Source organism: Humidesulfovibrio sp. (genome assembly GCF_031082295.1).
Lineage (GTDB): Bacteria > Desulfobacterota > Desulfovibrionia > Desulfovibrionales > Desulfovibrionaceae > Humidesulfovibrio.
The window spans coordinates 57,059-81,646 of the sequence record NZ_JAVHLD010000001.1; the positions used below are offsets into that span (position 1 = coordinate 57,059).

Sequence of the window (24,588 nt, forward strand, 5' to 3'; positions counted from 1 at the left end):
TCCGATTGTGGTGGCGGATGTACACCGTCTGTTGGACTATGGCAAATTCAACAAAAATTCTCAAGGCCGCATTGAGTATTCGTTCCCTCTCAGCCGAAACTCGCGCGCATCACCTTAATCAGCCTAGCCAGCCTGTGCTCGTAGGTGTGCTCCGCCAGAATGCGGCGCCTTGCCGCCTGGATGATTCGCGTGCGCCCGGCTTCATCGTCAAGGTAGCGCTGGGCGAGTTCCGCGATCTCCTCCGGCCCGTCGTAAACGACCACTTCGCTGCCCGGTTCAAAAAGCGCCTCAAGCTGGGCGCGCCGGTCCGTCAACACAAAACTTCCGCAGGCAGGCACGTCGAACACGCGCTGATTCACCGCGCCCTTCATCTGTCTGCTGGTGCAGTTCAGGTTCACCGCGCTCAGGGGGTAAAACGCAGGCAGGTCCCGATAATAGTCCAGGCGGGGCAACAGGCGCACCGTTCCGCCCGGCGCGAACTCATGGCTCCAGCCGTCGGAATCCCCCGCCACCACGGCGTCGAAGCCTGACAGTGCGCGCACGCAGCGCGCGCGATACTGCCGCGTGGCTTCCCAGGTCAGCAGCGACTCGCAGGCCAGACGGCTGGCGTCATCATCCAAAGACTTGAGGGCGGCGGCATGTTCGGGGTGCCGGGCCTCCAGAAAGTCCTGCACCGAACGCTCGGTGGCCTCGCCAAACTCTGCCGCCAGCGAAACATGGTCGGCCACGAATTCCTTGGGACCGCCGCACGCCGCGAGACTATCCGCAACGGCGCGGCGCATGGAGTCGCCCACGAAGGAGACCTCGGCCCGCCAGGCGTCGGCCTGCCTGGAATCAAGCCCCTGCCCCAGGCCGGGACGAAAACGCGTGGCGTCCGTGGCAAGCGGCAGGTAGTGCACGTTGGCGTAGCCCTGGGCTGTCAGGCTCGGCACGTTGTCCGCGTCCCAGGTGAAGATCACCGTGCCCGCGCGGGCCAGCCCGGCATGGCGCGAGAGGATCAGATGCGGGTTGTCGACAAACCACGAGGCGAGGGGCAGGTTCAGCCGCTCCAGGAGTTCGGCCAGCCTGCCCTGGCTGTCCAGGCCGAAGTGGTTCACGGTGAGCAGGAAGTCCGGCTTGCACTCCAGCACGCGCCGCAGCAGGTCCTCGACGAACCGCGTGCTGCCGCGCTCTTCCAGGCCGACTGGCAGGGCCGACCAGGGGATGCCCAGGCGTGTGAGGGCATCCTTGATCTCGGTCTGCAAAAAATAGGGGCGGTCGAGCAGCAGCACGCGCGGGGCGCTGCCCTGAAATTTTGGGTACGCGGCCCTGTCCCAGAAGTTGGCCTTGGCGCTGGCGGCAAGCTCCGCCTCCAGCCGCGCATAGTGGCCGGGGTCGATGCGACGGGCGGTGGGAGCAATGAGCGGCGCGAAAGGCAGCCCGCCCTGCGCCGCCTGCCAACGCGTCAGATCGCCAAGAACCTGCTCCGGGTCGTCAGCGTCGAGCCACAGGACATTCGCAGAGGCGCGGTGGCGCTCCCGCGCTCCCGTGACGTCCCAGACCGCCGCCTCTCGGTCCACCACGGCGACAGGGCGCCCAGTTGCGGCCAGCAGGTCCAGGCACAGGCCCAGGCTCGGGCCGAGCAGCACCGGAAGGCTGCGCTGCGACGGCGAGCCGGCCAGTGCCCGCTCCCGCGCCCTGCCGTCACGTCCCCAGAGATGCCAGTCTTTCCCGTTCACCAGCAGGCGCACGTCGACGAGCTCGCCATCGGCAAGACCGCCTTCGCGAACGGCGGCGGCTGCAGCCACGGCCTGAGGCCGGGGCATGACCGCGTCAGATTTCTTACGTGTATTCCGCATGGCGCACCTGTCCGGGAACAATCATGCAAGGATCGTGACAGGAAATTGCGGCGAATATTGCCGAAGATGCTGATCAGGCTAAAGTATTGCCCAAAGATGACCGATAAGTGCTGCGAAAGGGGTCTACTCCGGCACACGGATTGTGCCTGCCCCAGTCTATCCCAAGGAAGGGGTGCCACATGGTCGCAACGAACCGAATTCGGGTTCTGGTCCGCTCACGCGGGACCGGGACAGACATATTCCGCACTCTCGTCACCCTCGCCTGCCAGGACATCGGCCCCAAGCGGCTGGAGGTCGTCCTTGCCGCAACGTCCCCGGACCTGCACACAGGCCCGGAGGCGAAACTGCTGCACAGCGCCCTGGGCTTCAGCGCCGTCGACGTACTCGACACGCGCGGCCTGACCCCGGCCCAGGCACTGAACGTGGCCGCAGAAGACGGACACGCCGGCCACCTGGCCCTGGTGCCCGAAGGCGCCCGGCTGCATCCGCAGCTCCTGTCGCGTTGCCTGTCGACCATGCGCGGGCAAATGAGCCCCCAGGTGGTCTTCTGCGAGCATACCGCCGGAACAGAAGACATGCGCCCCTTCTTGCGCCGCCCCTCCTTCCGTCCGGAACAACTCCTCCGGCGAAACGCTGTCGGGCCAGTGGCGCTCATCCAGCGCACGGCCTGGGACATCCTGAACGGCCTGCACCCCAACCTGGAATACTCCCTGTGGGACTTCTGGCTCCGGCTGGCACTGGCCGGGGGCCGTCTGTCCCAGCTACCCGGGCTGTTGGCCTCGACCCCGCGTTTGAACAGGCTCACGCCCGAGCAGGACGGCCGCGCAAAGGCCATGCTCGTGGTGCACACGCCCGGAGCCTTTGAGCCGGATGTCTGCCGCTGGGCCATGGCCCTCTTGCGCGGAGACGCCTGGGCCGGGCCCTTTGAGCCGGGCGTGATCCCCTCCTCGCGCGACGTTTCCGCCCTGTTCGCGGGCATGGGCATGCCGCTGCGCCCGGGCAGCTTCAGCTGGGAGAGCCGACAGCGCTGGAGCGCCTGAGTTCTGGCCTACTCCGCAAGATTCTTTCCTCGGCGAGTTGTCTTGAGCTGCTTGCCGACGTTCCAGCAGGGCGCGACCTCCGCGCCAAGGCTCCAGTATTTGACGCTCGCCATGTCGAAGAGCAGCGGCCGCACGCGGGAGATGTCGATCTTGCCGTTCTGGTGCAGCACGGTCTCCTCCGCGTGGGTGGCGACGATCTCGCCAATGAACACGTCGTGGGTGTTGAAATCAACCACCTGCTTCAAGCGGCATTCCATGCACACCGGGCAGCCCTGGATCAGCGGCGCATGCGCCAGCTCACCCTGGAACAGGTCGAACACCTTCGACTTGTCCGTGTTTTTGCCGCTTACGAGCCCGACGTAGTCCGTCTCGACCACCATGTCCTCTCCGGGGAGGCACACGCTGAACTCTCCGTGCTCCACAATACCCCTGTTGGAATAATGCGACTTGCTGATGCCGAAGGACAAATACTGCGGCTGGCCGTGGTTCATGATGCCCACGTGGGCGATGGCAAGAAAGTTCGGCTTGCCGTCCACGATCGCCCCGACGATGGTCGTCAGCGAAGGATAGAGCGCGTTCACAGGTCCGAGATTGCGTTTCATATGCCCCCCTTCAAGTGTTGTGTGTACAAACAATCAGCATGGCGCGCGACTGCCTCGCGCAGACGCGCCGGCTACTCTTCGCCCTCCAGCTTGAGGCAGGCGGCGTTGATGTCCGCAGCAAGCCGGTCGCCGTCGGGACCAAGGATGTCGACATAGGCCGTGTGCAGTCGCTTCCACGCCTTTTCCACGCCCTTCAGCAGCGCAAGCCCTGCGGGGGTTGCCGCCAAACGAGACGCCCTGCCCTCGGAGGTGCGCGTGAGCAGGCCCTTGGCCACCAGAGCGTCGGCGAAACGCGTCACAGTGGAGGGGGCCAGGGACAGCTTGGCGGCCAACTCGCCGGGGCCGATGCCGGGGTTCGTGGCCGCTGTCATGAGCAGGAAGGCGTGGGACGGCGACAGGCCCGTGGGACGGAAGGCCTCATCCGCGATGCGCGTGATGGTCCGGGCCAGACTGTTGGCCGTGAAATACAAGCAGCTATGCAACATATCGCAAGATTCTGTCATGGCGTCCTCTATTGCATGTACAACTAATCGATCTTTGGGGTAATGTCAACGGGAATTGCAAAAAAAGGCCGCGCCCAGTCGCCCGGACGCGGCCGTGAAGCCGTTTGTGCATGACGGGAGGCTACTTGCCGCCGCCCTGCTTCTTCTCGATCTTGCCCCAGGTGTCGCGCAGGGCGGCCGTGCGGTTGAACACCGGTGCGCCGGGCTTGCAGTCCTTCTCATCGGCGCAGAAGTAGCCCAGGCGCTCGAACTGGCAGTGCCAGCCGGGAGTGGCATCGGCCAGGGCGGGCTCCAGCTTGCCCTGCACGACTTCCAGCGACGCCGGGTTGATGCAGGAGGTGAAGTCATCCTCGGCGCCGGGATTGGGCTTGGTGAACAGCAGGTCGTACAGGCGCACTTCGGCGTCCAGCGCGTGGGCCGCGCTGACCCAGTGCAGCGTGCCCTTGACCTTGCGGCCATCCGGCGTTCCGCCGCCCTTGCTCTCGGGATCATAGGTGCAGCGCACCTCCGTGACGTTGCCCGCGTCGTCCTTCACCACGCCCACGCAGGTGATGTAGTAGGCGTAGCGCAGGCGCACCTCGTTGCCGGGGTACAGGCGGTGGTAGCCCTTGGGCGGCTCCTCGCGGAAGTCGTCCTGCTCGATGTACAGGACCTTGGAGAACGGCACCTTGCGCGTGCCCATGTCGGCTTCCGGGTGCCAGGGGAAGTCGAACTCGTCGACCTGGTCTTCCGGATAGTTCTCGATGACGACCTTAAGCGGCCTGAGCACGCCCATGGCGCGCGGCGCGCGCGCGTTCAGGTCCTCGCGCAGGCAATGCTCCAGCAGGGCAAACTCCACCATGTTGTCGCACCGCGCCACGCCGATGCGCTCGCAGAAGTCGCGCAGGGCCTCGGGCGTGTAGCCGCGCCTGCGGATGCCCGAGAGGGTGGGCATGCGCGGGTCGTCCCAGCCCGTGGTGATGCCCTCCCTCACCAACTGGATGAGCTTGCGCTTGGAGAGCACAGTGTAGGTGAGGTTCAGGCGCGCGAACTCGATCTGCTGCGGGTGGAACACGCCCAGCTGGTCCAGGGTCCAGTCGTAGAGCGGGCGGTTGTTCTCGAATTCCAGCGTGCAGATGGAATGGGTGATGCCCTCGATGGAGTCGGACAGGCAGTGCGCGAAGTCGTACATGGGGTAGATGCACCAGGCGTCGCCAGTGCGGTGGTGGTGCACGTGCTTGATGCGGTAGAGCGCCGGATCGCGCATGACCACGTTGGGCGAGGCCATGTCGATCTTGGCGCGCAGCACGCGGGCGCCGTCGGGAAATTCACCGGCGCGCATGCGGCGGAACAGGTCCAGGTTCTCCTCGACGCTGCGATCTCGCCAGGGGCTGTTCTTGCCGGGCTCCTTGAGCGTGCCGCGATTGGCGCGGATATCCTCGGCCGTCTGGTCGTCCACGTAGGCCTTGCCCTGCTTGATCAGCGTCTCGGCGAAGTCGTAGAGCTGCTGGAAATAGTCCGAGGCGTAGTAGAGGCGGTTTTCCCAGTCGAAGCCGAGCCACTTCACGTCGCGCATGATGCTCTCGACGTATTCAACCTCTTCCTTGGCCGGGTTGGTGTCGTCGAAGCGCAGGTTCGTGACCCCGCCGAACTCCTTGGCGAGCCCGAAGTTCAGGCAAATGCTCTTGGCGTGGCCGATGTGCAGGTAGCCGTTGGGCTCCGGGGGGAAGCGGGTCATGACGCGGCCTGCGTTCTTGCCGCTGGCGATATCCTCGGCCACGCGGGCGCGGATGAAATTCACGGGAGCGGGCTGGCAGCTCTCGCCAGACGGAGTCGAGGCGGCCGTGACCGGTGCTTTCTCAGGGGTGCTCATGCGCGTGCGTCCTTCACGTTGAGTGGTGTTGCAAAAACCAAACGGCCAGGCGCATGCCAGCCGTAAACATTAATAATATGGCAAAGCGCCTGCGCGGTCAAACGTTAGGCGTCGGACCTGCAGGCGCAGAAGGGCTTGGCGGATTGCGGAGCTAGTTCGGCGGCGGGCCGGGAGGCATTCCGCCAGGAGGAGGTCCGGGCGGCGGGCCGGTCATTCCACCGGGAGGAGGTCCGGGCGGCGGCCCGTGAGGCGGGCCGGGCGGCATGGACCGGCGGAACTTCTCCATGCGGGCGCGCAGCTCGGCAAATTTCACCTTTTGGGCCGCATCAAGCTTTTCGGCGATGGCGTCGTCCAGTTGCTTGAAATTGGCATCCATCGCCGGACGCACGGACTCCTGCAAGGCGCCCCCGCGCTCGAGTCCCGCCTTGATGAGCGGGCGCAGCTCCGCGCGCTGGGCGTCCGTCAGTCCCACCTCGGCATCGATATGCGACAGGATGCGATCCTCAAAACGCTCGGCAGGCCGGGCAAGCATCTCCGGCAGATGCCGTAATATGTACGCGCGCATGCCAAAGGCACCGGCGCAAACGCCGGTCAGGAATATTACGGCCACAAGGGCCCAGGCCTTCCAGGATGTCATGGAACCCGCTCCGTTCAAGGCATCAGCCCGGCCAGGATGTACGTTCCGCCCGTGCCGTGCAGGGACAGCGAGACCACAGCCTGAGTCAGCAACCGTTCGGACATGAGGGCATAGGCGCAGGCCGCGCTGGCAACCAGAGCCCCGGCTGGAGCGAATCGGCTGCCAGCGAGCGAAAAGAGGCTCCAAAAATCGTTGCGGGCCTCGACCATTGCGCGCACCGCGCGCATGACGCCCTCCGTGAAGCCCGCAGGCGCCGCCATCGGCGAACGTCCCCGGGCATGCCGCAGCAACACCTGTTCAAGCTGGTCGAGTCTGCCATCATCCATGATCGCGACCTCCCTCATGTCTGTCCACTTTCAGCGCTCAAGGAGCCGCCCCAGCAGTTCCCGCAGCTTCCTCCGCGCCCGGAACGAGCGCACCTTGACCTTGGCCAGGCTCCAGCCCAACAACTCCGCCGCCTCGGAAAGCGCCTGCCCCTCCATGTGGGTCATGGTCAACACCACTCGGTCGTCGGGGCTTAATTGCGCCAGCGCCCAGTCAAGGAGCGTCCCGGCTTCCTTGTCCGCCGCCAGGGACTCCAGCCCGCCGGGATCGGCATCGGACGGGATGCTCTCTATCCAGTCCATGGCCTCCGGCCCCAGGGCGCTGAACACCGTTTCGCGGCGGCGGGACTTCTCGCGCCAGAAATCCGCGCAGAGCCGGAGCGCGATGCGCACAAGCCAGTGGCCGAAGGGGCTCTCGGACCGGTAGGTACCGAGCTTCTCGAAGGCGCGGACAAAGGTCTCATGCGCCAACTCGGGGGCTCGATCCGGCGGCACATGGCGCGAGATGATTCCGACCACGCGCGGCCCATGGCTGTCCACCAGGAGCGCGTAGGCGTTCACATCACCCGCCAGCACGCGGCGCACGATCTCGGCCTCGTTCATTCCCGCATCTCTTGCTGCGCCCCTGCTTCCCCGGCATACGCACCGGCTACAAACATCTATGCCATGCGACCCGTCCCGTCAAAGCGGGGAGCGGTTGACCAGACCGCCCCCCTTGGGAGGGAGGACAGACCCGCCGTCTGCGCCGCTAGGCGCTGAGCGACAAGGACTGCGTGTCGATGTCTGAACCGAACAGGTCACCAATCAGCCTGTCCATGTTCAGATACGAACTGCTGGCCTTCTGCCTCAGCATGAAGTCCGCCAGACTCCCGCTCAGCGAGGAGGAGGCGGTGGACGACGTGGAGTCCGACGAGCTTGACGAGGAACTGGTGCTCGCGGTGTCGCCGAACAGGCCGCTGATGAGGTTGTCCAGGTTCGGCGCGCCCTGGCCGCCGCCCATTGCGCCCGCACCACCGGGGGGCGGGGGCATCACGCCGCCGTTCTCGGCCATCATCTCCTCGCGGTGCGACTTGAGCGAGGCCGTGAGCTCCGATTCGCTCACGCTGCCATCGCCGTCGTTGTCGACAGCGGACAGGTTGTCCGCGCTGACGCCGAGTTCCGAAGCGGAAAGCACGCCGTCCTTGTTGGTGTCTTTCTCATCAATGATGCTCTTGGACATCTGGGTGTCCATCTTGGACATGTCCATGCCGCCCATGCCCTGAGCCCCCTGCCCCATGCTCGCCTGCAGCATGCCCATGTGGCCGCTCTGGGCCATCTGGTTCTGCATGGACGCCTGCATCTGCTCGCGCTTGGCCTTGAGCCCGGCCTGCAATTCGGTAGAGCTGACCTCGCCGTTGCCGTCTGTATCGTACTCGGCGAGCTTTTCGGCGCTGGTGCCAAGCTCCGTGGCGCTCAACGCGCCGCTCCCGTCGGAGTCCTTGGCCTTGAGGATCTCACTGGAAAGCTTTGCGTCCATCTCGTCCATATTCTTGGAGCCCATGGCTCCGAACATGGCGCTCGCGGATCCGCTCCCACTCATGGATGTGTTGATCTGCATACGTTCGCTCCTCGATAACCCCACCACGCGCATCGGCGCGGAGGGCGTGTCTCGTCTGATTTCATCCTCGCCTTTGACGACTGACCTCGAAGAGGCGGCCACTGGCCGCAACGGTTATCATGGCATGGCGTCCTCCATCGCCTCCCCTCCCGAGGGACGCAAAAGAGTCCTTGCACTACATGACGCGCAGGCCTGGACAACGGTTACACACCTTTTGCAGATTGCTCTTGCTGGTCCCACCGACAGATCGCCCCGACCCCGCCTTGCGGGCTTGCCTGCCAGTGGTCGCGGATGCTAACATAATATATGGACTGGACGAGCGCCCTCGCCCCAGGCCGAATCAACACTTTCAGGAGCTGGCATGACCCCGAACAAGCCTGTGCGCACCGATTTCGACGTAATCATTGTGGGCGGCGGCCCGGCTGGGCTTTTCGCCTCGGCCTGGCTGGGCGAGCACACCGACCTCTCGGTGCTGGTCATCGAGCGCGGCAAGCCCGCGCCCAAGCGCGACTGCCCGGTGGGACGCTCCGGCTGCATCCACTGCAAGCCCTGCAACATCCTCTCGGGCATCGGCGGGGCCGGGCTGTTCTCCGACGGCAAGCTCAACTTCATCCACAAGCTCGGCAAGACCGACCTGACCCAGTTCATGGGTGAGGCCGACGCACGCGCCCTCATCGACGAGACAGAGGCCATGTTCAACCGCTTCGGCATGGACGGCCCAGTGTACCCCACGAACATGGAACAGGCTGCCCGCATCCGCACCCAGGCCAAGAAATGCGGCATCGACCTCTTGCTCATCCGCCAGAAGCACCTGGGCAGCGACAAGCTCCCCGGCCTCATCGCCGACATGACCGAGTACGTGAAGTCGCGCGGCGTCACCTTCCACACGTCGGAAGAGGTCAAGAGCGTGCTGACGGAAAACGGTGCGCTCAAGGGCGTCGTGACCAACCGCGCCGAGTACACCGCCCGGGCGGTGATCCTGGCCCCTGGCCGGGTGGGCGCGGAATGGGTAGGCAACCAGGCGCGCGAGCTGGGCCTCGGGCTGTCGCAGCGCGGCATCGAGGTGGGCGTGCGCGTGGAGGTCCCGCGCGAGGTCATGCAGGAGCTCTGCGAGACCATCTACGATCCGACCTTCTTCATCCGCACCAACAAGTACGACGACCAGACGCGCACTTTCTGCACCAACGACGGCGGCTTCGTGGCGCTGGAGAACTACCAGGACTTCGTCTGCGTGAACGGCCACGCCTACATGGACAGAAAGAGCCCCAACACCAACTTCGCCTTCCTGTCCAAGGTGGTGCTGAACGATCCGGTGACCAACAACCAGGCCTACGGCGAGCACATCGGGCGGCTGGCCTCGCTCATCGGCGACGGCAAGCCCATCCTGCAGCGTTTCGGGGATTTGAAGCGCGGACGCCGCAGCACCTGGTCGCGCATCAAGAACAGCTCGATTGAGCCCACGCTGAAGAACGTGGTCTGCGGCGACATCGCCATGGCCCTGCCCGAGCGCATCCTGACCAACCTCGTGGAGGGCCTGGAGAAGCTCGGCCAGGTGGTGCCGGGCGTGGCCAACGACGAGACCCTGCTCTACGCGCCGGAGATCAAGTTCTTCGCCACCCAGGTGGAGACCGACAGCAACCTGGAGACCGCCGTCAGCGGGCTTTTCGTGGCGGGCGACGGACCCGGCGTGGCCGGCAACATCGTCTCCGCCGCGGCCACGGGTCTCATCCCGAGCAAGGAGATCGCCAGAAGGCTGGCTGGCTGAACAGGCCTAACCGCGGCAGCTCCCATTGGCGTACGACGCTGACAGGCGCTCCCGCTTTTTTTTGCGCGCGCAACCAAAGGCACCCAGAGATCACCAATGCTCCGAGACACGCTGAAATATGACGCTGGCCAAACGCCCCCCCTGCATCTGGCGATTTGCCTCGCCTTAATGCATGTGCTGCTTATTTTCGACGCCATCATCTTCATCCCCAACGTGTTGAGCAAGACCGCCAACCTGGAGCCCCAGGCCCTGGCCTTCATCACCTTCAGCACCATCACCATCTCAGCCCTGTTCACCTTTCTGCAAAGCAGGACGAGCTTCGGCATCGGCTCCGGCTTCTTGCTGTTCACCGGCTCCTACAGCGCTTTCGTGCTCTGCTCCGTGGACGCGGTGAAGATGGGAGGTCTGCCGCTTTTGGCGACCATGTCCCTCCTCACCGTGCCCTTGGTGTTCCTGTACACCTTCTTCATCCGATTCTTCCGGCACATCATCACCCCGGCCGTAGGCGGCGTGGTGGTACTGCTCATCGCCATGTCCATGGTGCCCATCGGCCTGGCGCTGTGGGCGGGCGACCCGGTGACCGGAGCGACCGTATCCCCGGCCCGCATGGCCACGGGCACGGTCACAGTGCTCAGCCTGGCGCTGTTGATGCTTTTCGGGCGGCCCTCGCTACGCCTGTGGAGCCCGCTCATCGCCATGGGCTGCGGCTACGCGGTGGCCTTCGTCACCGGCGAGGTAAACTTCGAGCACACCCGGCGCGGCGCCTGGTTTGGCCTGCCGCAGCTGTCGGCTTGGCCCGGCATTGAGCTGGACTTCCGCGGCGCGCACATGCCCCTGCTCCTGGCCTTCGGCATGGGCATGGTCGCCAGCGTCATAGAGTGCACGGGCAACATCATGCTGGTGCAGCAGATCTCCACGCGCAACTTCCGCCGGGTGGACTATGACAAGGTGCAAAGCGGCTTGTATTGCGACGGCCTGAGCAAGGTCGCCGCCGGACTCATGGGCACCGCCGTTCCCTCCATCTACTGCGACAACCTTCCGCTCATCGAGATGACCGGCGTTGCCTCCAGGCGCATCGGCAGCATCGGGGCCTGCATCCTGCTTGTGCTGGCCTTCATGCCCAAGGTCAGCGGCGTAATCCTGGACATGCCCGGCCCGGTCATCGGGGGGTTTCTCATCGTCATCGCCGCGCTGCTGTTCCACGCGGGCTTCGGGCTAGTCGCCATGACCAAGCTCAGCAACCAGCACGGGCTTATCCTCGGCCTGTCGCTGGTGGTGGGCCTTGTGGCCGGGGGCAAGTCGTTCTTTCCGGGCGTCATTCCCGACAGCTTAAGCCCGCTGCTCCAGAACAGCGTAGCCGTGGGCGGGTTCACGGCCTTTATGCTGAGCACCCTGGCATACCTGGCGCCCAAAAGGGGCGCCAACGGCGTGTTCAAGGCGGATGCCTCGGAGTTGGAGTCCATGCAACGCATGCTCACCGCCAACCGCGAGCGGCTCAAGCTGTCCGCGGAGGAGTTCAACAGGCTCTCCCTCTGCTGCGAGGAGGCCTTCAACCACATGGTATACGCCCGCGGCGTGAACAGCGGGCACAGCCTGACCATACGCGTAACGCTCACCGAGGACGGCTGCTTCACGGAGATGGTCTGCGGGCATAAGATGGACGACATCAACAACTTTGCCCTGCCGGAATCCCTGCTCCAGGCTAACCCCGACGAACTGAACAACATCGGACTGCTGCTCTTCTCAAAGTATGCTCGCAATGTGAAGCACCTGGAGATTTCCGGCTATTCCTACATTTCCTTCCTTGTCTAGCTTGCCAAACTCACCTGGCCCCTGCTCCGTGTCGAGTATATATTTTTTCTAGAAAACGGTTGACTTTGCGTCATTTCATTGACAGTGACTGGGAAACACCTCGCGGGCGTCTATACGCGCGCCCGCGATCTGGGAAGGCAAACCGGGAGGAGCAATGGCGCTCAACATCGACGGCATGATCGGCAACAGCCCGGCCCTTCGCGAGGTCTACAAGATTCTGGAGAAGGTCGCGCCTACGGACAGCACGGTGCTCGTCACCGGAGAGTCAGGCACTGGCAAGGAGCTCCTGGTGCGCGCCCTGCACAAGAACAGCAGACGTCGCGACAAACCTTTCGTGCCCATCAACTGCGGGGCCATCCCCCGCGAACTGCTGGAAAGCGAACTCTTCGGCCACGAGAAGGGCGCCTTCACGCACGCCATCCGCTCGCGGCCCGGCCGCTTTGAGCTGGCCGACGGCGGCACCATCTTCCTCGATGAAATCGGCGAGATGGACTTAAGCCTCCAGGTGAAGATTTTGCGCGCGCTGCAGGAGAAAGAGATCGAGCGCGTGGGCGGCACGGCGACCAAGAAGGTGGACGTGCGCGTTGTGGCAGCCACAAACCGCGACCTGGAGACCGAGGTCGCTGCCGGGCGCTTCCGCGAGGACCTGTTCTACCGCCTGAACGTCATCCCCATGCAGCTGCCGCCCCTGCGCGAGCGCGGGGAAGACATCCTGGTGCTGGCCGAGTACTTCCTGCGCAACTTCTGCTTCGAGAAGGACCGCCCGAACATGCAGGTCAGCCCGAAGGCGAAGGCCATGCTTGTGGCCTACTCCTGGCCAGGCAACGTGCGCGAGCTTGAAAACTTCATGGAGCGCCTGTCCATCCTGTGCGAAGGCGCAAAGGTCGAGCCGGAGGACCTTCCGGAAAAGATTCAGCGCGCGGCGGGCATGCCCGAACCCGAAAGGGCTACGCAGATCATCACCATCGAGGGCACGAGCCCCGGTGTGAGCGCCGGGTTCGCCTGGCCCGAGCTGAAGGACATGCGCGACAAGGGGCAAGGCCTCAAGGAATTCCTCGACGAGATCGAGGAGAGGCTTTTGACCGAGGCTTTGAAGGAAGCGGGCGGCGTCAAGAACCAGGCCGCGGAGATCCTCGGCATCAAGCGCACGACGCTCATCGAGAAGCTCAAGAAACGCAACCTTCTCGACGGCTGAGTCCGGCCATGCGGGTTTAGGACACGAGAACCAAGCAGGCCCATGCCATGACCTGGAGACGACCGACAGCGCCCCTCTGGCTCGTGGCGGCCCTGGCCGCCGGGGCGGTTCTGTGCCCGACGCACGGGAACGCGCTGCAGACCGGCTTCCAGGCCGGACAGGGCTCCGACACGATCACCGTCTCCCCCGAATCCGGTCCATTGCCGAAGTACAGCGTGCACCGCACCGGGGCGCAGGAAATCACTGTGCTCATCCAGCCCGCGCCGGGCGAAAAGGCCGCCGCAGCGCCACGCGTGGGCGGGTCCAAGCTCGTGAAAAGCGTGCGCGCCATTCCCGGGGGCTTCAAGATCCAGCTGAGCACCAGTGGTTTCGGCTATGTGCACTCCGCCCCATCCGGCAAGCTGCAGATCCAGCTCTTTTCCGACCCCATCGGCTCGCGCTGGGAAAACGTCAACAAAAAGGCTGAGCCCAAGGCCGCCCCCAAGGCCGAGACGAGTGCCGAGACAAAGCCCGCCGCAAAGACGGAAGCCAAGACCGAACTCCCCAACAAGCCGCCGCAGGAAAAGCCCCTTTCCGCCAAGGAGCAGAAGCTTGCCGAGCAGAAGCGCCTTCAGGAGGCCAAGGCTGCGGAAGCCGCGCGACGCAAGGCTGAGACCGAGGCACGGCTGGAGCTTGAGGCCGCGGCCAAGCGGGAGAAGGAAGCGGCGGCCCGACAGCCCAAACCTTCGGCGCAGGCCGCGACGCCAGCCCCCGCGCCCCCGTCAACTTCTGCACCTCAGGCTCCCGTAGCGCCCCAACCCGCGCCCCAGCCCGCGCAAGTTACTCCGGGCAAAGCCGACGCAGCCACAGGCCAGCCCTATTTCTCCGTGCCCTATTCCATGCGCGCGCCGGTGAGCAAAACCGTCCTCGGCATGCCCAGCGGAAGCACTGCGACCCTGCCCATGGTATCCGGCCAGGGTCAGGCCCCTTCTGCTCCGGCGCCGACCCCGGCCGCCCCCAAGCAGGCTGCGCACGAAAGCACACCGGCCAAGGTCGTGGGCGGCAAGCTGCCCGCCGGGGTGACGGAGAAGCCGATCCTGCAGGATCAGCACGTGCCGCAAGCCGCGCCCGCCACCGCACAGACGCCAATGCCGCCCGTTGCCGCAGAGCATGCCCAGCCCACATTGCCGCCTCCAGCGCAGCCCACCCCCATCGACGTTCAGCCTGAGAAGGGCAAGGCCGATGTGCGCTTCCGCGCCGACCGCAACACCCCGGAGCAGGCGCGGCTGGCCGAGATCGTCTCAGGCACGGCGGCATTTCCCAAGGCCGCAGCTCCTGGCCAGGCGGCCGCCCCGGCCAAGATCGCACCGGCGGCGCAAACCCCGGGCGCGCGCCCCTGGGAGATTCGCCAGCAGGTGCAGAAGACGACGATGCCCACCGTCGCCGGCACCACGGCACCCCTGCCTGCAGTGGCCCCGGGCGCAGTGGCCGAACACACGCCCGCTGCACCTGCAACCCCGCAACCGCTCCCGGCAGAAGGCGGGGGCAATGCCTCGGCGCACGGCCCGACAAAGGAGCCAGCCAAAGACGCCGCCAAGGAGCAGGCCAACAACACGAACGGAGCAGCTCCGAAAGAGCCGGGCAAGGAAGAAGCGAAAGACGCGCACGGCGCTGCCCCGAAAGAGGCGGGCAAGGACAAAGCCCCTGAAGGCCCGCACACGGAGCAGCAGATCAAGGACATGCTGCTCAAGGCGCAGTCGGACATGTCCGCTGGCCAGTGGGACTCCGCCGTCAAGTCGCTTCGGGCGATGCTGAACGAGCCGAACCTCAAGGGCGCCCTGCGCGAAGAGGTCCTCTACTCCCTGGCGGACGCCTACATGCAGGCATACAGGGACAACTACGCCGCCAATTACGACAAGGTCGCCGGGGCGCAGATGATGGCGATGAACTCCAACCAGAAGTCCAGACAAGTGCCGCGCGCCCTGCTGAACCTGGGCTTGTTGAACCTCAAGGTGGGCAACCTGGGCGAGGCCAAGGCCTATTTCAACATCATCAAGAAGAAGTACAAGATCGACCAGAACGCCGCCATGGTTCCCTACTCCCTGGGAGAGTACTACCGCGGCAAAGGCGACCTGAAGAAGGCGGCCGACAACTACCAGGAGCTCATTCAGGACTACCCTGACAGCAAGCTTGCCAAGGAGACCGCCTACACGCTGGCCCAGACCCTGCGCAAGCTCGGCGAATACGAAAAAGCCTACAAGATCATCGACTACATCGACAAGCGCTGGCCGCTCTTCTACATGGAGGCGCCGGACTTCCTGCGGCTGGAGGCGGAGATCGAGGAGAAGGTTGGCAAGCTGGCCCAGGCCAAGGACCACTACTGGACCTATTACAACCTGAACCCGGCCGCCGAGTTCGCGGACGTCACCCTTGTGCGCGTCGGCGACATCTATCTGCGCCAGGACAAGCGGGCCGCCGCCAAGGAAGTCTACCAGAAGGCCGTGCACGATTTCCCAGGCAGCGAGGGCGGCCTGGTTGCGCGCATGCGCATCGCCGAGGAAGGCATCTACGACGACCCCACCATGACCGAGATGGTCTCACTGTTCGGCAAGCCGCAGTCGCTCAAGCCGAACGAGACCTACGAGTACATCGTCAAGAAGTACCCGCAGAGCCCGCTGGCCCCGCTGGCCCTCATCAAGCTCGGCATGTGGCAGTTCTACTCGAAGGCCTACCTCGATGCCATCGGCAGTGCCAACTCCTTCCTGGAAAAGTATCCGAAAAGCCCGCTCATCGGCAAAGCCAAGGAGCTCGGGTTCCAGTCCTTCCTCCTGGCGCTGCCCCAGCTTGTGCAGGAAGGCAACTACCAGCGCGTGATGCAGCTGTTCGACTCCGCGCCGTTCGTCAAGGAGAGCCAGGACAAGATCGGCGACGAAGCGCGCATGGCCATCGCCGTGAGCGCCTGGAAACGGGGGGAGCCGGAACGGGCGCTTCAGCTCGCGGGAAAATTCCTCGGAAAGACCCAGGTGCCGAAATACTCGGAGATGGCGCTCGACCTTGCCATGAACATCTTCATGGAGCGCAAGGAGTGGGGCCGCATAGCCTCGCTGGCGGCCAAGGCCTCAAAGGCCTGGAAGCTCTCTCCGCGGCAGCAGGCCCAGTTCGAGCAGGCCAGGGCCATGGCGCTTGAGAACCAGGGCGAATCCGAGAAGAGCATTCCGCTCTGGACGCGCATCGCCTCCGACCCCGCCACGGACCTGCCTACCCGCGCCTTCGCCACGTATACCTTGGCCAAGGACGCGGCCCGCAAGCAGGACATGCACCGCCTCTTCGCCCTGTCCCAGGAGGCCCTGGGGCTGCTCCTCGAGGCCCGCGGCGACAAGGACAAGATCAAGGACTGCCTGCTCATGAGCATTACCGCCACTGAGCGCTCCGGCCGCTACAACGAGACTCTCAAGTGGGCCAAGGAGTTCGACCGCATCATCTCCGACAAGGACCCGGACTGGGCGCCCCTGCGGCTGCGCCTGGCAGGCATCTACCGCCAGGGCGGCAAGTTCGATGAGTGGAAGGCGCTCCTGTCCGACATCGTGAAGAAGAAGCCCGGCACGGTATATGCCCGCATGGCCGCCCAGGAGCTGGAGAGCAGCGCCCTGGACCAGCGGCTTCAGAAGTACCTGCAGAACAACGTCGGGCGCTAGCGCCCAAGCCCTCAGGAGTTGCGCATGCCCATGCCCTTTACGGAAGTCCTGGACCGTCAGCCCGCTGTCGCCGGGCAATTCTACACGAACGACCCCGACGCCCTGCGGCTTGAGGTGCGCGGCTACCTGGAAGGGGCCGAGCAGAAGTCGAGCGTGCATTCCGTCCTGACCATGGCTCCGCACGCGGGCTACTATTTCTCCGGGGCCGTGGCCGGGGCCACCCTGGGCCGCGCCAACCTGGCCGAGACAGTGCTGCTGCTCGGCCCCAACCACACCGGCCTGGGCAAGCCCTTCGCCGTGTGGCCTTCGGGCCGCTGGATGTTCCCTGGCGGGGCGCTCAGCGTGGACACCGAACTGGTGGAGCATCTCCTGGCCCAGGAGGGCCGCCTGGTACTCGACACCCTGGCCCACCAGCGCGAGCACTCCCTGGAGGTTTTGGTGCCCTTCCTGGCCGAGCTGAACCCGGACACGCGCATCGTGCCCATCGCCGTATCCCAGCCCGACCTGCCCACCCTGCTCTCCGTAGGCAAAGCCATCGGGCGCGCCCTGCGCGCCTTTGAACGGCCCGTGAGCATGGTCGTCAGCTCGGACATGAGCCACTTCGTGACCCATGAGATGGCCCAGGAGCTTGACTCCAAGGCGCTGGACCCCGTCATGGCCCTGAACCCGGTTGCCTTCTACGAGACCGTGCGCGGCGAGAGCATCAGCATGTGCGGCGTGCTGCCCATGACCCTGGCCCTGGCCGCGGCGCTCGAACTCGGCGCGAGCCAGAGCGAGATCACGGCCTACGCCACCTCCGGCGAGGTCAACGGCGAGATGCGCCGGGTAGTGGGCTACGCCGGGTTGGTCATCAGCTAGCCGCTGGCTGGTTCTCAACGCAAAAAGGCCCGGAGCGCTCTGCCCCGGGCCTTTTCATTCCCGCCGCAACCACTAGTGCGGCTGGACGTGGGAATACTTCGCCAAAAGTTCCGGCGTCTTGAAGTGAAAGCCGAGCTCTTTTGGGCTGCCCTGGCGGATGTTGCAGTTGCGGCAAAAGGCCGGAGCCTGCGGCGTGTTCACGGTGCGCCGGAAAATGGCGGCCTGCTTGCCGTTCCACATGGGCTCGAAGTCGCCGTCGGCAAGATTGCCGATGCCCGTCGGACCGGAGCAGCACAGCGCCATACTGCCGTCCACATTGACGATGAGCTTGGTCCACGGGTCCAGGCAGGTGTGCTTGTCCGAGATGACCTCTCTGAAGCCCGGCTCCGGAGCATCGCGGAAGAGCGTCGGCGCGTTGAGCTGCAGGCCCAGGCGCTTGGCGATGTCCATGGCCGCCAGCTAGAGTTCGTCGCTGCGCTCCTGCTCGAAGAACAGGCAGTCCTCAGCGAGCGCCTCCTTGTGAAGCCCGGATAGAAGACGTTGACCTCGCGGACGCCAATATCCGAGGCGATGCGCAAAAGTCGCGGCAGCTCAGGCAGGTTCGAGCGCATGGCCAGGAAATTGAAATCAATGGCCGGAAATGCAGCGCGCTTGGACCGCTTGAGCTTGGCGATGAGCTCGATGCCGCCCATGACCTTGGCGAAGTCGCCGCCGCGGATACGCTTGTAGGTGGCGGCTGTCCCGGCGTCGATGCTGAACTTGATGCACCCGACCTTGTAGCGGACGATCTCTTTGCACATGTCCTCGGTCAGCAACGAACCGTTGGAAATGGTGGAGATAAAGCACTCGTGCTTGTTGGCGATGCGGTAAAGGTCAGTGATGCGAGGATACAAAAAGGGCTCGCCGCCAAAAATCTGCAGGGTCTCCGCAAACGGAAGCAGCGGTTCGATCTTCTCCACCACCGACCAGTCCAACTCGCCCTCGTAACTGCCCTGGTAGCACATGGGACAGCGGTAGTTGCACTTCAAAAGGGTCGTGATCGTGATTTCCTGCGGGAAGGTGACAAGCTCCTCGACGTTGCCTCGGCCAAAGACCTCGGCCAAACTTGTATTCATCACCTTGACATTACTAATGTATTGCAACGATCCCCCTGAGTGTTTCCCTGTGCTGAAGCATCCTAGTATCCTCTCAAGCCATCGGTGCGGACCATGCGGCCCATCTCCTTGCGAGGGTTGCCCTGCGACCTGGCCTCGGCGTCCACGCGCTCGCAGACCAGCGGAATCTCGGCACCCTTGGAGCCTTCCAGGTCGCCGACGCATTCAATGGTGCGCACCAGCGCCGTTCCGCGCGTGCCCCCCTGACTGTCAACCGAGTCCTGGTTCCGCCTCGCCCCGGGGCGCCTCTGCCCCTGGCCGTTCAGAAGATCGCGCAGCAATCGGGCGGGCTCGAATGGTTCTTCGGGGGGGCGCCTGATGTCCAGGCGCACGTGGAGGTTGCCGTCCTCCACGGCCAGGCCGGAAAGCTCCATGCGGTTCACCAGGCGCGGCTCGCCCACCAGGGTGCCGTAAAGGGTGTCGCCGCCGGGCTTGAGCTGAAGCATGGGATAGTTGCGCGGGCCTTGCGTTTCAATGCGCCAGACCCCGGCGAGGCGGTTCAGCACCTGGGCGCGGTCCTCCACGCGGGGCCGTTGCTGCTGAGTGGGCTGCGGGCTCGGCGTTTGCGGCGCCTGCCAGGGCTTGGGCACATTGACAGAGGCCTGTTGCCCGACGACGGAAACTGACCCTGCGCCGGGGCCGGCTACCATGACGCTTGAGGCCTTCTGCTTGGCCTTGGCAGCCTGCTCGGCCTGCATGCGCTCGGCCTCGCGACGCGCTCCCTCCAACGCCATGCGTTCCTGCTCCAGCTTCCTGCGCTCGGCCTCAAGCACGGCCAACTGCTCACGCAGGCGCTTGTCCTGAGGGGCCTGGGCCTCGGCCAGCTTCTTGGCGGCCTCCTGGTCCAGCTGCTGCCTGCGGCGCGCAAGCTCGGCGCGCTCCTGCTCCACTTGGCGCTTCTCCGCCTCCAGCCCGGCAAGGTATTCCTTGAGGCGCTGCTCCTGCTGGCGCTGCTGGAGGGAGGCCTGAGAGGCGTTGATGGCCAAGGGCTGCTGGGGCTGCCCAGCAACGTAGAAATATCCTGCGATGGACGAGGACTCCCAGGGCACCTGCTTCTTGCCCGTCTCGCTCATGACGCCGATGCGCACGCGCTTGAAGACTTCCTCGATGGGAATGCCCGGAGTGGTGATGTTCTGGAGCAGATACTTGGTGTAGAGGCCGTTGGTTCCCTTGCCGTCGGATGCGACGGAATTGGGGGCCGTGGCATAGGCAACGATGGAGCCGGTGGGCGCGTCCATGCGCGCCAGGCCCTGTTCCGCGCTACGGAAGCTGCGGGTGAAGGGATTGTTGCGGCAGGCGTCCAGGATGACGATGTTGAGCTCGTTGCCCGCGTCCTCCATCTTGCCGAGCACCCTGCCCGCGTCCACGCACTCGAACTTGGCGTCGGACTCGCTGGAGACATTGGAGTTCACCGGCACCAGATAGTTGACGCCCTGAACCTGCACGCCGTGCCCGGCGTAGTAGAACAGGCCCACGCCGCCGCGCTTGAGGCGCTCGCCGAACAGGCGGATGGCCTCCTCCATGTCGCGCAGGGAAACATCAGTCTTGAGCTGCACGTCGAACCCGAGGCGCTCAAGGGTGCGCGCCATGTCCTTGGCGTCGTTGGCGGGATTCTTCAGCGGCTTGTTCTTGTAGGCGGAGTTGCCGATGACCAGGGCGTAGCGCCCTGGAGCCGCAAAGGCAGTCGTAGTGAGCAAAATGAGCGCAGCGAGCGCAAGAATGAGTCTGGTTGCGGTGCGCATAGGTTGCTCCTGAACTCTGTGGATTGGCTGTCATGCTATCCGACAACGCCCCTGCTGGCAACGTCGGCGGCGGCGTTTCGCCCTGCCTGGACATCCGCCGGGAGCAAGGGTAATTGCATATTCATGTCGACCTATGCACTCCTAGCAAGTTCAGGGCCAGCGAAATGATCGCCTCACGGCTCCGGGCCTGGTTCCGCGACCACCACAAACCCCGCTTTTCCGGACTTGAGATTCTCAAGTACATCGGGCCGGGCATGCTGGTCACCGTGGGCTTCATCGACCCCGGCAACTGGGCCGCCAACGTGGCCGCAGGCGCCGGGTTCGGCTACTCGCTGTTGTGGATGGTGACGCTGGCCACGCTTATGCTCATCGTGCTCCAGCACAACGCCGCGCACCTGGGCATCGCCACGGGCCTGTGCCTGTCCGAGGCCGCGGTGCAGCACATGCGTCCCCTGGCCTCACGCTCGCTGCTGGGCTCGGCCATGATCGCCGCCGTTGCCACGGCCCTGGCCGAACTGCTTGGCGCGGCCATCGCCCTGAACATGCTCTTCGGCCTGCCCATCTGGCTCGGCACCCTGCTGACCACGGTCTTCGTGGCCTGGATGCTCTACTCCAACGCCTACCGGCGCATCGAGAAGATCATCATCGCCTTTGTTTCGCTCATCGGCCTCTCCTTCATCTACGAACTGACGCTGGTGAAGATACCCTGGGGAGAGGCGGCCGTGGCCTGGGTCACGCCGAGCTTTCCCCACGGCTCCATCCCCATCATCATGAGCGTGCTCGGCGCTGTTGTCATGCCGCACAACCTGTTCCTGCACTCCGAGGTCATCCAGAGCCGCCAGTGGAACCTGGAGAACAAGGACGTCATCAAGCATCAGCTGCGGTTCGAGTTCGTCGACACGCTGTTCTCCATGCTCGTGGGCTGGGGCATCAACAGCGCCATGATCCTTGTGGCCGCCGCGACGTTCTTCGCCCAGGGCACGCCCGTGGACCAGCTGGAGCAGGCCCAGGCCATGCTGCGGCCCATCCTGGGGGACGCCGCGGCAGTGGTCTTCGCCCTGGCGCTGCTCATGGCGGGCCTGTCCTCCAGCGTCACGGCGGGCATGGCCGGGGGCAGCATCTTCGCGGGCATCTTCTCCGAGCCCTTCGACATCAAGGACCCGCACAGCCGCCTGGGCGTGGCCTTGACGCTCGTCCCGGCCGCCCTGTGCATCCTGCTCATCACCTCGCCCTTTCAAGGGCTGGTGGTCTCGCAGATCCTTCTGAGCATCCAACTCCCGCTCACCATCTACCTGCAGTTCCGCCTCACCGCCTCGCGCAAGGTCATGGGCGAATTCGTCAACACCGCCTGGCACAACTTCGTGCTGGGCGGCATCTCCATCGTGGTGGTGGGCCTGAACATGCTGCTGCTCTGGGACACCTTCTTCGGCTAGATCGACCGGACGACTTGTGCCAGAGGCTGATCTTTCCGAAGACGGTTGATTTGCCGCGCGCAAACGCATACCTTTCTAGAAGGAAAAGAGAGGTTTTATGCCCGAGTCATCCCCATTCGAGATCACCGAGTACGGCCCGGACGGCCCAGCGCAAAAGCACATCGAGGCCATCCGCGAGGTGCCCCTGACCATCTACCTGAACGACCGGGAGGTGGTGACGCTGCTGTGCACCGGCAAACATCCCCGGCACCTGGCGGTCGGCTTTCTCAAGTCAGACGCGCTGCTCACCGACCCGGCGCAGCTGCTCGGCGTGGACGTCAAGGACGAGGACGGGCGCATCACCGCGCGCGTGAGCGTGAGCCACGACCCCTGGGCCAAGGGCCGGGAGATCCAGCGCTCCATCACCTCCGGCTGCGGCAAGGGCACCAACTTCGACCGCAACGTGGCGACCATCTCCAAGCGGCGCGTCACCTCGGAGCTCAAGGTGACGCCAGGGCAAATCCTGGCCCTGGCCAACGAGCTGAAGCGCCGCAGCACCCTCTATGGCCGCACTCGCGGCTGCCACAACTCGTCGCTCTGCACCCCGAAGGAGATGCTGCTCTTCCGCGAGGACATCGGCCGCCACAACGCCATCGACATGATCGTGGGGGAATGCTTTCTGGAAGGGGTGCCGACCGATGACAAGATGATCGTGTCCACGGGCCGGGTGGCCTCGGAAATTCTGCTCAAGACCGTGCGCATCGGCGTTTCGGTGCTGGCCTCCACCGCCGTGGCCACAAGCTTCTCGGTGGAGTTGGCGCGCAAGATCGGCCTGACCCTCATCGGCAACATCAAGGCCGACAGCTTCTGGGTCTACAACGATCCGGGCCGCATCATTCAGGAATAACGCAGAAATACGTGAGGCGCGGCCTAGGCGCGGGCGGAACGCAAGCCCAGCTGCGGACTATTTCCCTACAGCCTGTTTGCCGCCGGGTTCCAGCATCAACTCCTTGAGCCACTCCGCCACAAAACGCGCTGAATGCGCCGGGGTGCCCTCATGGTCCGCCAGAATCTCCTCGTAGCGGCTCTTCGGGTGGTCCGGAGCCTTTGAGTAGACGTAAGACCGGCCCAGGCGCGACAAAGAATCGTTGGTCCCCACCACCCACAAAAGCGGCACCGCCGGACGTATGCCCTGCACCGTGCGCGGCATCACCGCCAGGCCTTCGGGATCGCTGTAGCTCAGGTAGATCTCCGCCGTGGTGGACAGATCGTAGTCCTTGCCGTGGCGCACGTCCATGAAGGCGGAGCGCTGCCCACCGCGACCGGAGAGTATCATGTGCTGGGCCTTGCGCAGATCGGCCACCAGCACGTCGCTGAAGCGCTCCGGGTCGTGAGACGGGGCCAGGGCAACGAGGGCGAAAACCCCTGGGCGGGTGGCGGCATAACCGATGGCAGCGTTGGCGCCCAAGCCATGCCCCACGAGGGCCACGCGGGTCGCGCCTTTGGAGCGCAGTTCGCCAACGGCGAGGCCAATTTCCACAAGGGCCTGCTGGTAGGAGGCGTCAAAGGAGCGTTTGCGCGACCAGGGCATCTCCGGCGCTTCCACCACGAACCCGACGTTGCGCAGGGTGCGGATGGTTTCGGCCAGGTGCCTGTCAGGCGTGTCGTTCTTGTCGTGCAGGGCCACAACGCCCAGCAGCTCCGCGGCAGAGGCCGACAGCGGAAAATAGACGCAAAGCAGCAGCAACAGGAGGCAGAAGGAGTGGATCGGGCGGGGGCCAATGCCTGAACCAGGACAGGCGGGGAACGCTTGCGGCATGTGGGGGAGCCTCCAGCGGAATTCAGACGGAGCACGCCCCATCCTTCTCATCCTTTACCGCGCAGGCCCATGCTTGGCAACCTGCGAGGCACGAAAGCCGGGCGCCTAGCCCCCGCAGCGCTCCAGGAACTGGCGGTGGCGCTCGCCATAGGGCGGGAAGCCGAAGTAGGCCGAACCGGACACAAGCACGTCGGCCCCGGCCTTGACCAACTCTGCGCAGTTGTCGAGCGTCACGCCGCCGTCAACCTGAATGAGCGTGGCCGCCCCGGCCTTGGTGATCATGGCCTTGAGCTCGCGCACCTTGTCCATGCAGAAGGGGATGAAGCTCTGCCCGCCGAAGCCTGGGTTCACGCTCATGATGAGCACCATGTCGAGCTGCGGCAGCAGGTAGCGCACGACCTCAAGCGGGGTGGCCGGGTTCAGCGCCACGGCGGGCTTGCAGCCGGCCTGGCGGATGGCGGCGCATACCCGCTCCAGGTGGTTGGTGGCCTCGGCGTGCACGCAGATGAGGTCGGCCCCGGCCTTGGCGAAGTCGTCGATGTAGCGTCCCGGATCGTCGATCATCAGGTGGCAGTCGAAGAAGAGCTTGCTCGTCTTGCGCATGGCGGCGATGACCGGCGGCCCGAAGGTGATGTTCGGCACGAAGGAGCCGTCCATGACGTCCAGGTGCGCCCACTTGATCCCGGCGGCCTCCAGGGCGGCCAGCTCGTCGGCCAGGCGGGCGAAATCGCAGGAGAGAAGCGAGGGCGAGAGGATCATGCTTTG

The 24,588-nt window shown here is 64.9% G+C and carries 20 protein-coding genes and 1 pseudogene; 8 read left to right on the forward strand and 13 right to left on the reverse strand.

Annotated elements, in window-relative coordinates; translation table 11 throughout:
• Positions 1–89 precede the first annotated feature (89 nt).
• On the reverse strand, positions 90–1,838 hold the full coding sequence (locus tag RDU24_RS00275; RefSeq protein ID WP_308733716.1) for a CgeB family protein: 1,749 nt from the start codon (positions 1,836–1,838) through the stop codon (positions 90–92).
• Positions 1,839–2,017: 179 nt separating this feature from the next.
• Between RDU24_RS00275 and RDU24_RS00280 the strand changes: the two genes are divergently transcribed.
• Positions 2,018–2,878: a hypothetical protein gene (locus tag RDU24_RS00280; protein ID WP_308733717.1), complete on the forward strand. Its 861-nt coding sequence runs from the start codon at positions 2,018–2,020 to the stop codon at positions 2,876–2,878.
• A gap of 8 nt (positions 2,879–2,886) precedes the next feature.
• On the opposite strand, the gene RDU24_RS00285 is transcribed toward RDU24_RS00280, so the two are convergent.
• From RDU24_RS00285 to RDU24_RS00315, 7 genes are all read right to left on the reverse strand, one after another.
• Positions 2,887–3,480 (reverse strand): flavin reductase family protein, encoded by a 594-nt coding sequence (locus RDU24_RS00285; protein WP_308733718.1) that lies wholly within the window; start codon positions 3,478–3,480, stop codon positions 2,887–2,889.
• A 71-nt stretch (positions 3,481–3,551) separates the two neighbouring features.
• Positions 3,552–3,965 (reverse strand): MarR family winged helix-turn-helix transcriptional regulator, encoded by a 414-nt coding sequence (locus tag RDU24_RS00290; RefSeq protein ID WP_308733719.1) that lies wholly within the window; start codon positions 3,963–3,965, stop codon positions 3,552–3,554.
• Between the two features lie 139 nt (positions 3,966–4,104).
• Positions 4,105–5,835 carry a glutamine--tRNA ligase/YqeY domain fusion protein gene (locus RDU24_RS00295; protein ID WP_308733720.1) on the reverse strand — a complete coding sequence of 577 codons (1,731 nt, stop codon included), beginning with the start codon at positions 5,833–5,835 and terminating at the stop codon, positions 4,105–4,107.
• 151 nt (positions 5,836–5,986) lie between these two features.
• Entirely contained in the window at positions 5,987–6,472 is a 486-nt protein-coding gene (locus RDU24_RS00300; protein ID WP_308733721.1) for a hypothetical protein, read from the reverse strand.
• A 14-nt stretch (positions 6,473–6,486) separates the two neighbouring features.
• Positions 6,487–6,798 (reverse strand): hypothetical protein, encoded by a 312-nt coding sequence (locus tag RDU24_RS00305; RefSeq protein WP_308733722.1) that lies wholly within the window; start codon positions 6,796–6,798, stop codon positions 6,487–6,489.
• Positions 6,799–6,828: 30 nt separating this feature from the next.
• Positions 6,829–7,398, reverse strand: coding sequence for an RNA polymerase sigma factor (locus RDU24_RS00310; RefSeq protein ID WP_308733723.1), 570 nt, complete (start codon positions 7,396–7,398; stop codon positions 6,829–6,831).
• A gap of 145 nt (positions 7,399–7,543) precedes the next feature.
• Positions 7,544–8,392: a hypothetical protein gene (locus tag RDU24_RS00315; protein WP_308733724.1), complete on the reverse strand. Its 849-nt coding sequence runs from the start codon at positions 8,390–8,392 to the stop codon at positions 7,544–7,546.
• Positions 8,393–8,753: 361 nt separating this feature from the next.
• Between RDU24_RS00315 and RDU24_RS00320 the strand changes: the two genes are divergently transcribed.
• The 5 genes from RDU24_RS00320 to amrB all read left to right on the forward strand — a co-directional run bounded on the left by RDU24_RS00320 (position 8,754) and on the right by amrB (position 17,696).
• Complete coding sequence (locus tag RDU24_RS00320; RefSeq protein WP_308733725.1) at positions 8,754–10,157, forward strand: NAD(P)/FAD-dependent oxidoreductase; 1,404 nt, start codon at positions 8,754–8,756, stop codon at positions 10,155–10,157.
• 96 nt (positions 10,158–10,253) lie between these two features.
• Positions 10,254–11,969, forward strand: a complete 1,716-nt coding sequence (locus RDU24_RS00325; RefSeq protein WP_308733726.1) for a uracil-xanthine permease family protein — start codon at positions 10,254–10,256, stop codon at positions 11,967–11,969.
• Positions 11,970–12,123: 154 nt separating this feature from the next.
• Complete coding sequence (locus RDU24_RS00330; RefSeq protein WP_308733727.1) at positions 12,124–13,164, forward strand: sigma-54 interaction domain-containing protein; 1,041 nt, start codon at positions 12,124–12,126, stop codon at positions 13,162–13,164.
• Positions 13,165–13,211: 47 nt separating this feature from the next.
• Complete coding sequence (locus RDU24_RS00335) at positions 13,212–16,838, forward strand: tetratricopeptide repeat protein (protein WP_308733728.1); 3,627 nt, start codon at positions 13,212–13,214, stop codon at positions 16,836–16,838.
• A 24-nt stretch (positions 16,839–16,862) separates the two neighbouring features.
• Positions 16,863–17,696, forward strand: coding sequence for an AmmeMemoRadiSam system protein B (gene amrB / locus RDU24_RS00340; protein WP_308733729.1), 834 nt, complete (start codon positions 16,863–16,865; stop codon positions 17,694–17,696).
• 72 nt (positions 17,697–17,768) lie between these two features.
• Here amrB and RDU24_RS00345 read toward each other — a convergent pair whose 3' ends face one another.
• From RDU24_RS00345 to RDU24_RS00350, 3 genes and pseudogenes are all read right to left on the reverse strand, one after another.
• Complete coding sequence (locus RDU24_RS00345; protein WP_308733730.1) at positions 17,769–18,146, reverse strand: SPASM domain-containing protein; 378 nt, start codon at positions 18,144–18,146, stop codon at positions 17,769–17,771.
• 224 nt (positions 18,147–18,370) lie between these two features.
• Positions 18,371–18,811 (reverse strand): annotated as a pseudogene (locus RDU24_RS15930) (radical SAM protein); the annotation flags it as partial.
• 62 nt (positions 18,812–18,873) lie between these two features.
• Positions 18,874–20,592 (reverse strand): caspase family protein, encoded by a 1,719-nt coding sequence (locus tag RDU24_RS00350; protein WP_308733731.1) that lies wholly within the window; start codon positions 20,590–20,592, stop codon positions 18,874–18,876.
• Between the two features lie 164 nt (positions 20,593–20,756).
• Between RDU24_RS00350 and RDU24_RS00355 the strand changes: the two genes are divergently transcribed.
• Both RDU24_RS00355 and fdhD read left to right on the forward strand, forming a co-directional pair.
• Positions 20,757–22,025, forward strand: coding sequence for an Nramp family divalent metal transporter (locus RDU24_RS00355; protein ID WP_308733732.1), 1,269 nt, complete (start codon positions 20,757–20,759; stop codon positions 22,023–22,025).
• 97 nt (positions 22,026–22,122) lie between these two features.
• Positions 22,123–22,911: a formate dehydrogenase accessory sulfurtransferase FdhD gene (gene fdhD / locus RDU24_RS00360; RefSeq protein WP_308733733.1), complete on the forward strand. Its 789-nt coding sequence runs from the start codon at positions 22,123–22,125 to the stop codon at positions 22,909–22,911.
• A gap of 57 nt (positions 22,912–22,968) precedes the next feature.
• Here fdhD and RDU24_RS00365 read toward each other — a convergent pair whose 3' ends face one another.
• Entirely contained in the window at positions 22,969–23,823 is an 855-nt protein-coding gene (locus tag RDU24_RS00365; RefSeq protein WP_308733734.1) for an alpha/beta hydrolase, read from the reverse strand.
• A 105-nt stretch (positions 23,824–23,928) separates the two neighbouring features.
• Entirely contained in the window at positions 23,929–24,582 is a 654-nt protein-coding gene (rpe, locus tag RDU24_RS00370) for a ribulose-phosphate 3-epimerase (protein ID WP_308733735.1), read from the reverse strand.
• Positions 24,583–24,588: the final 6 nt, after the last annotated feature.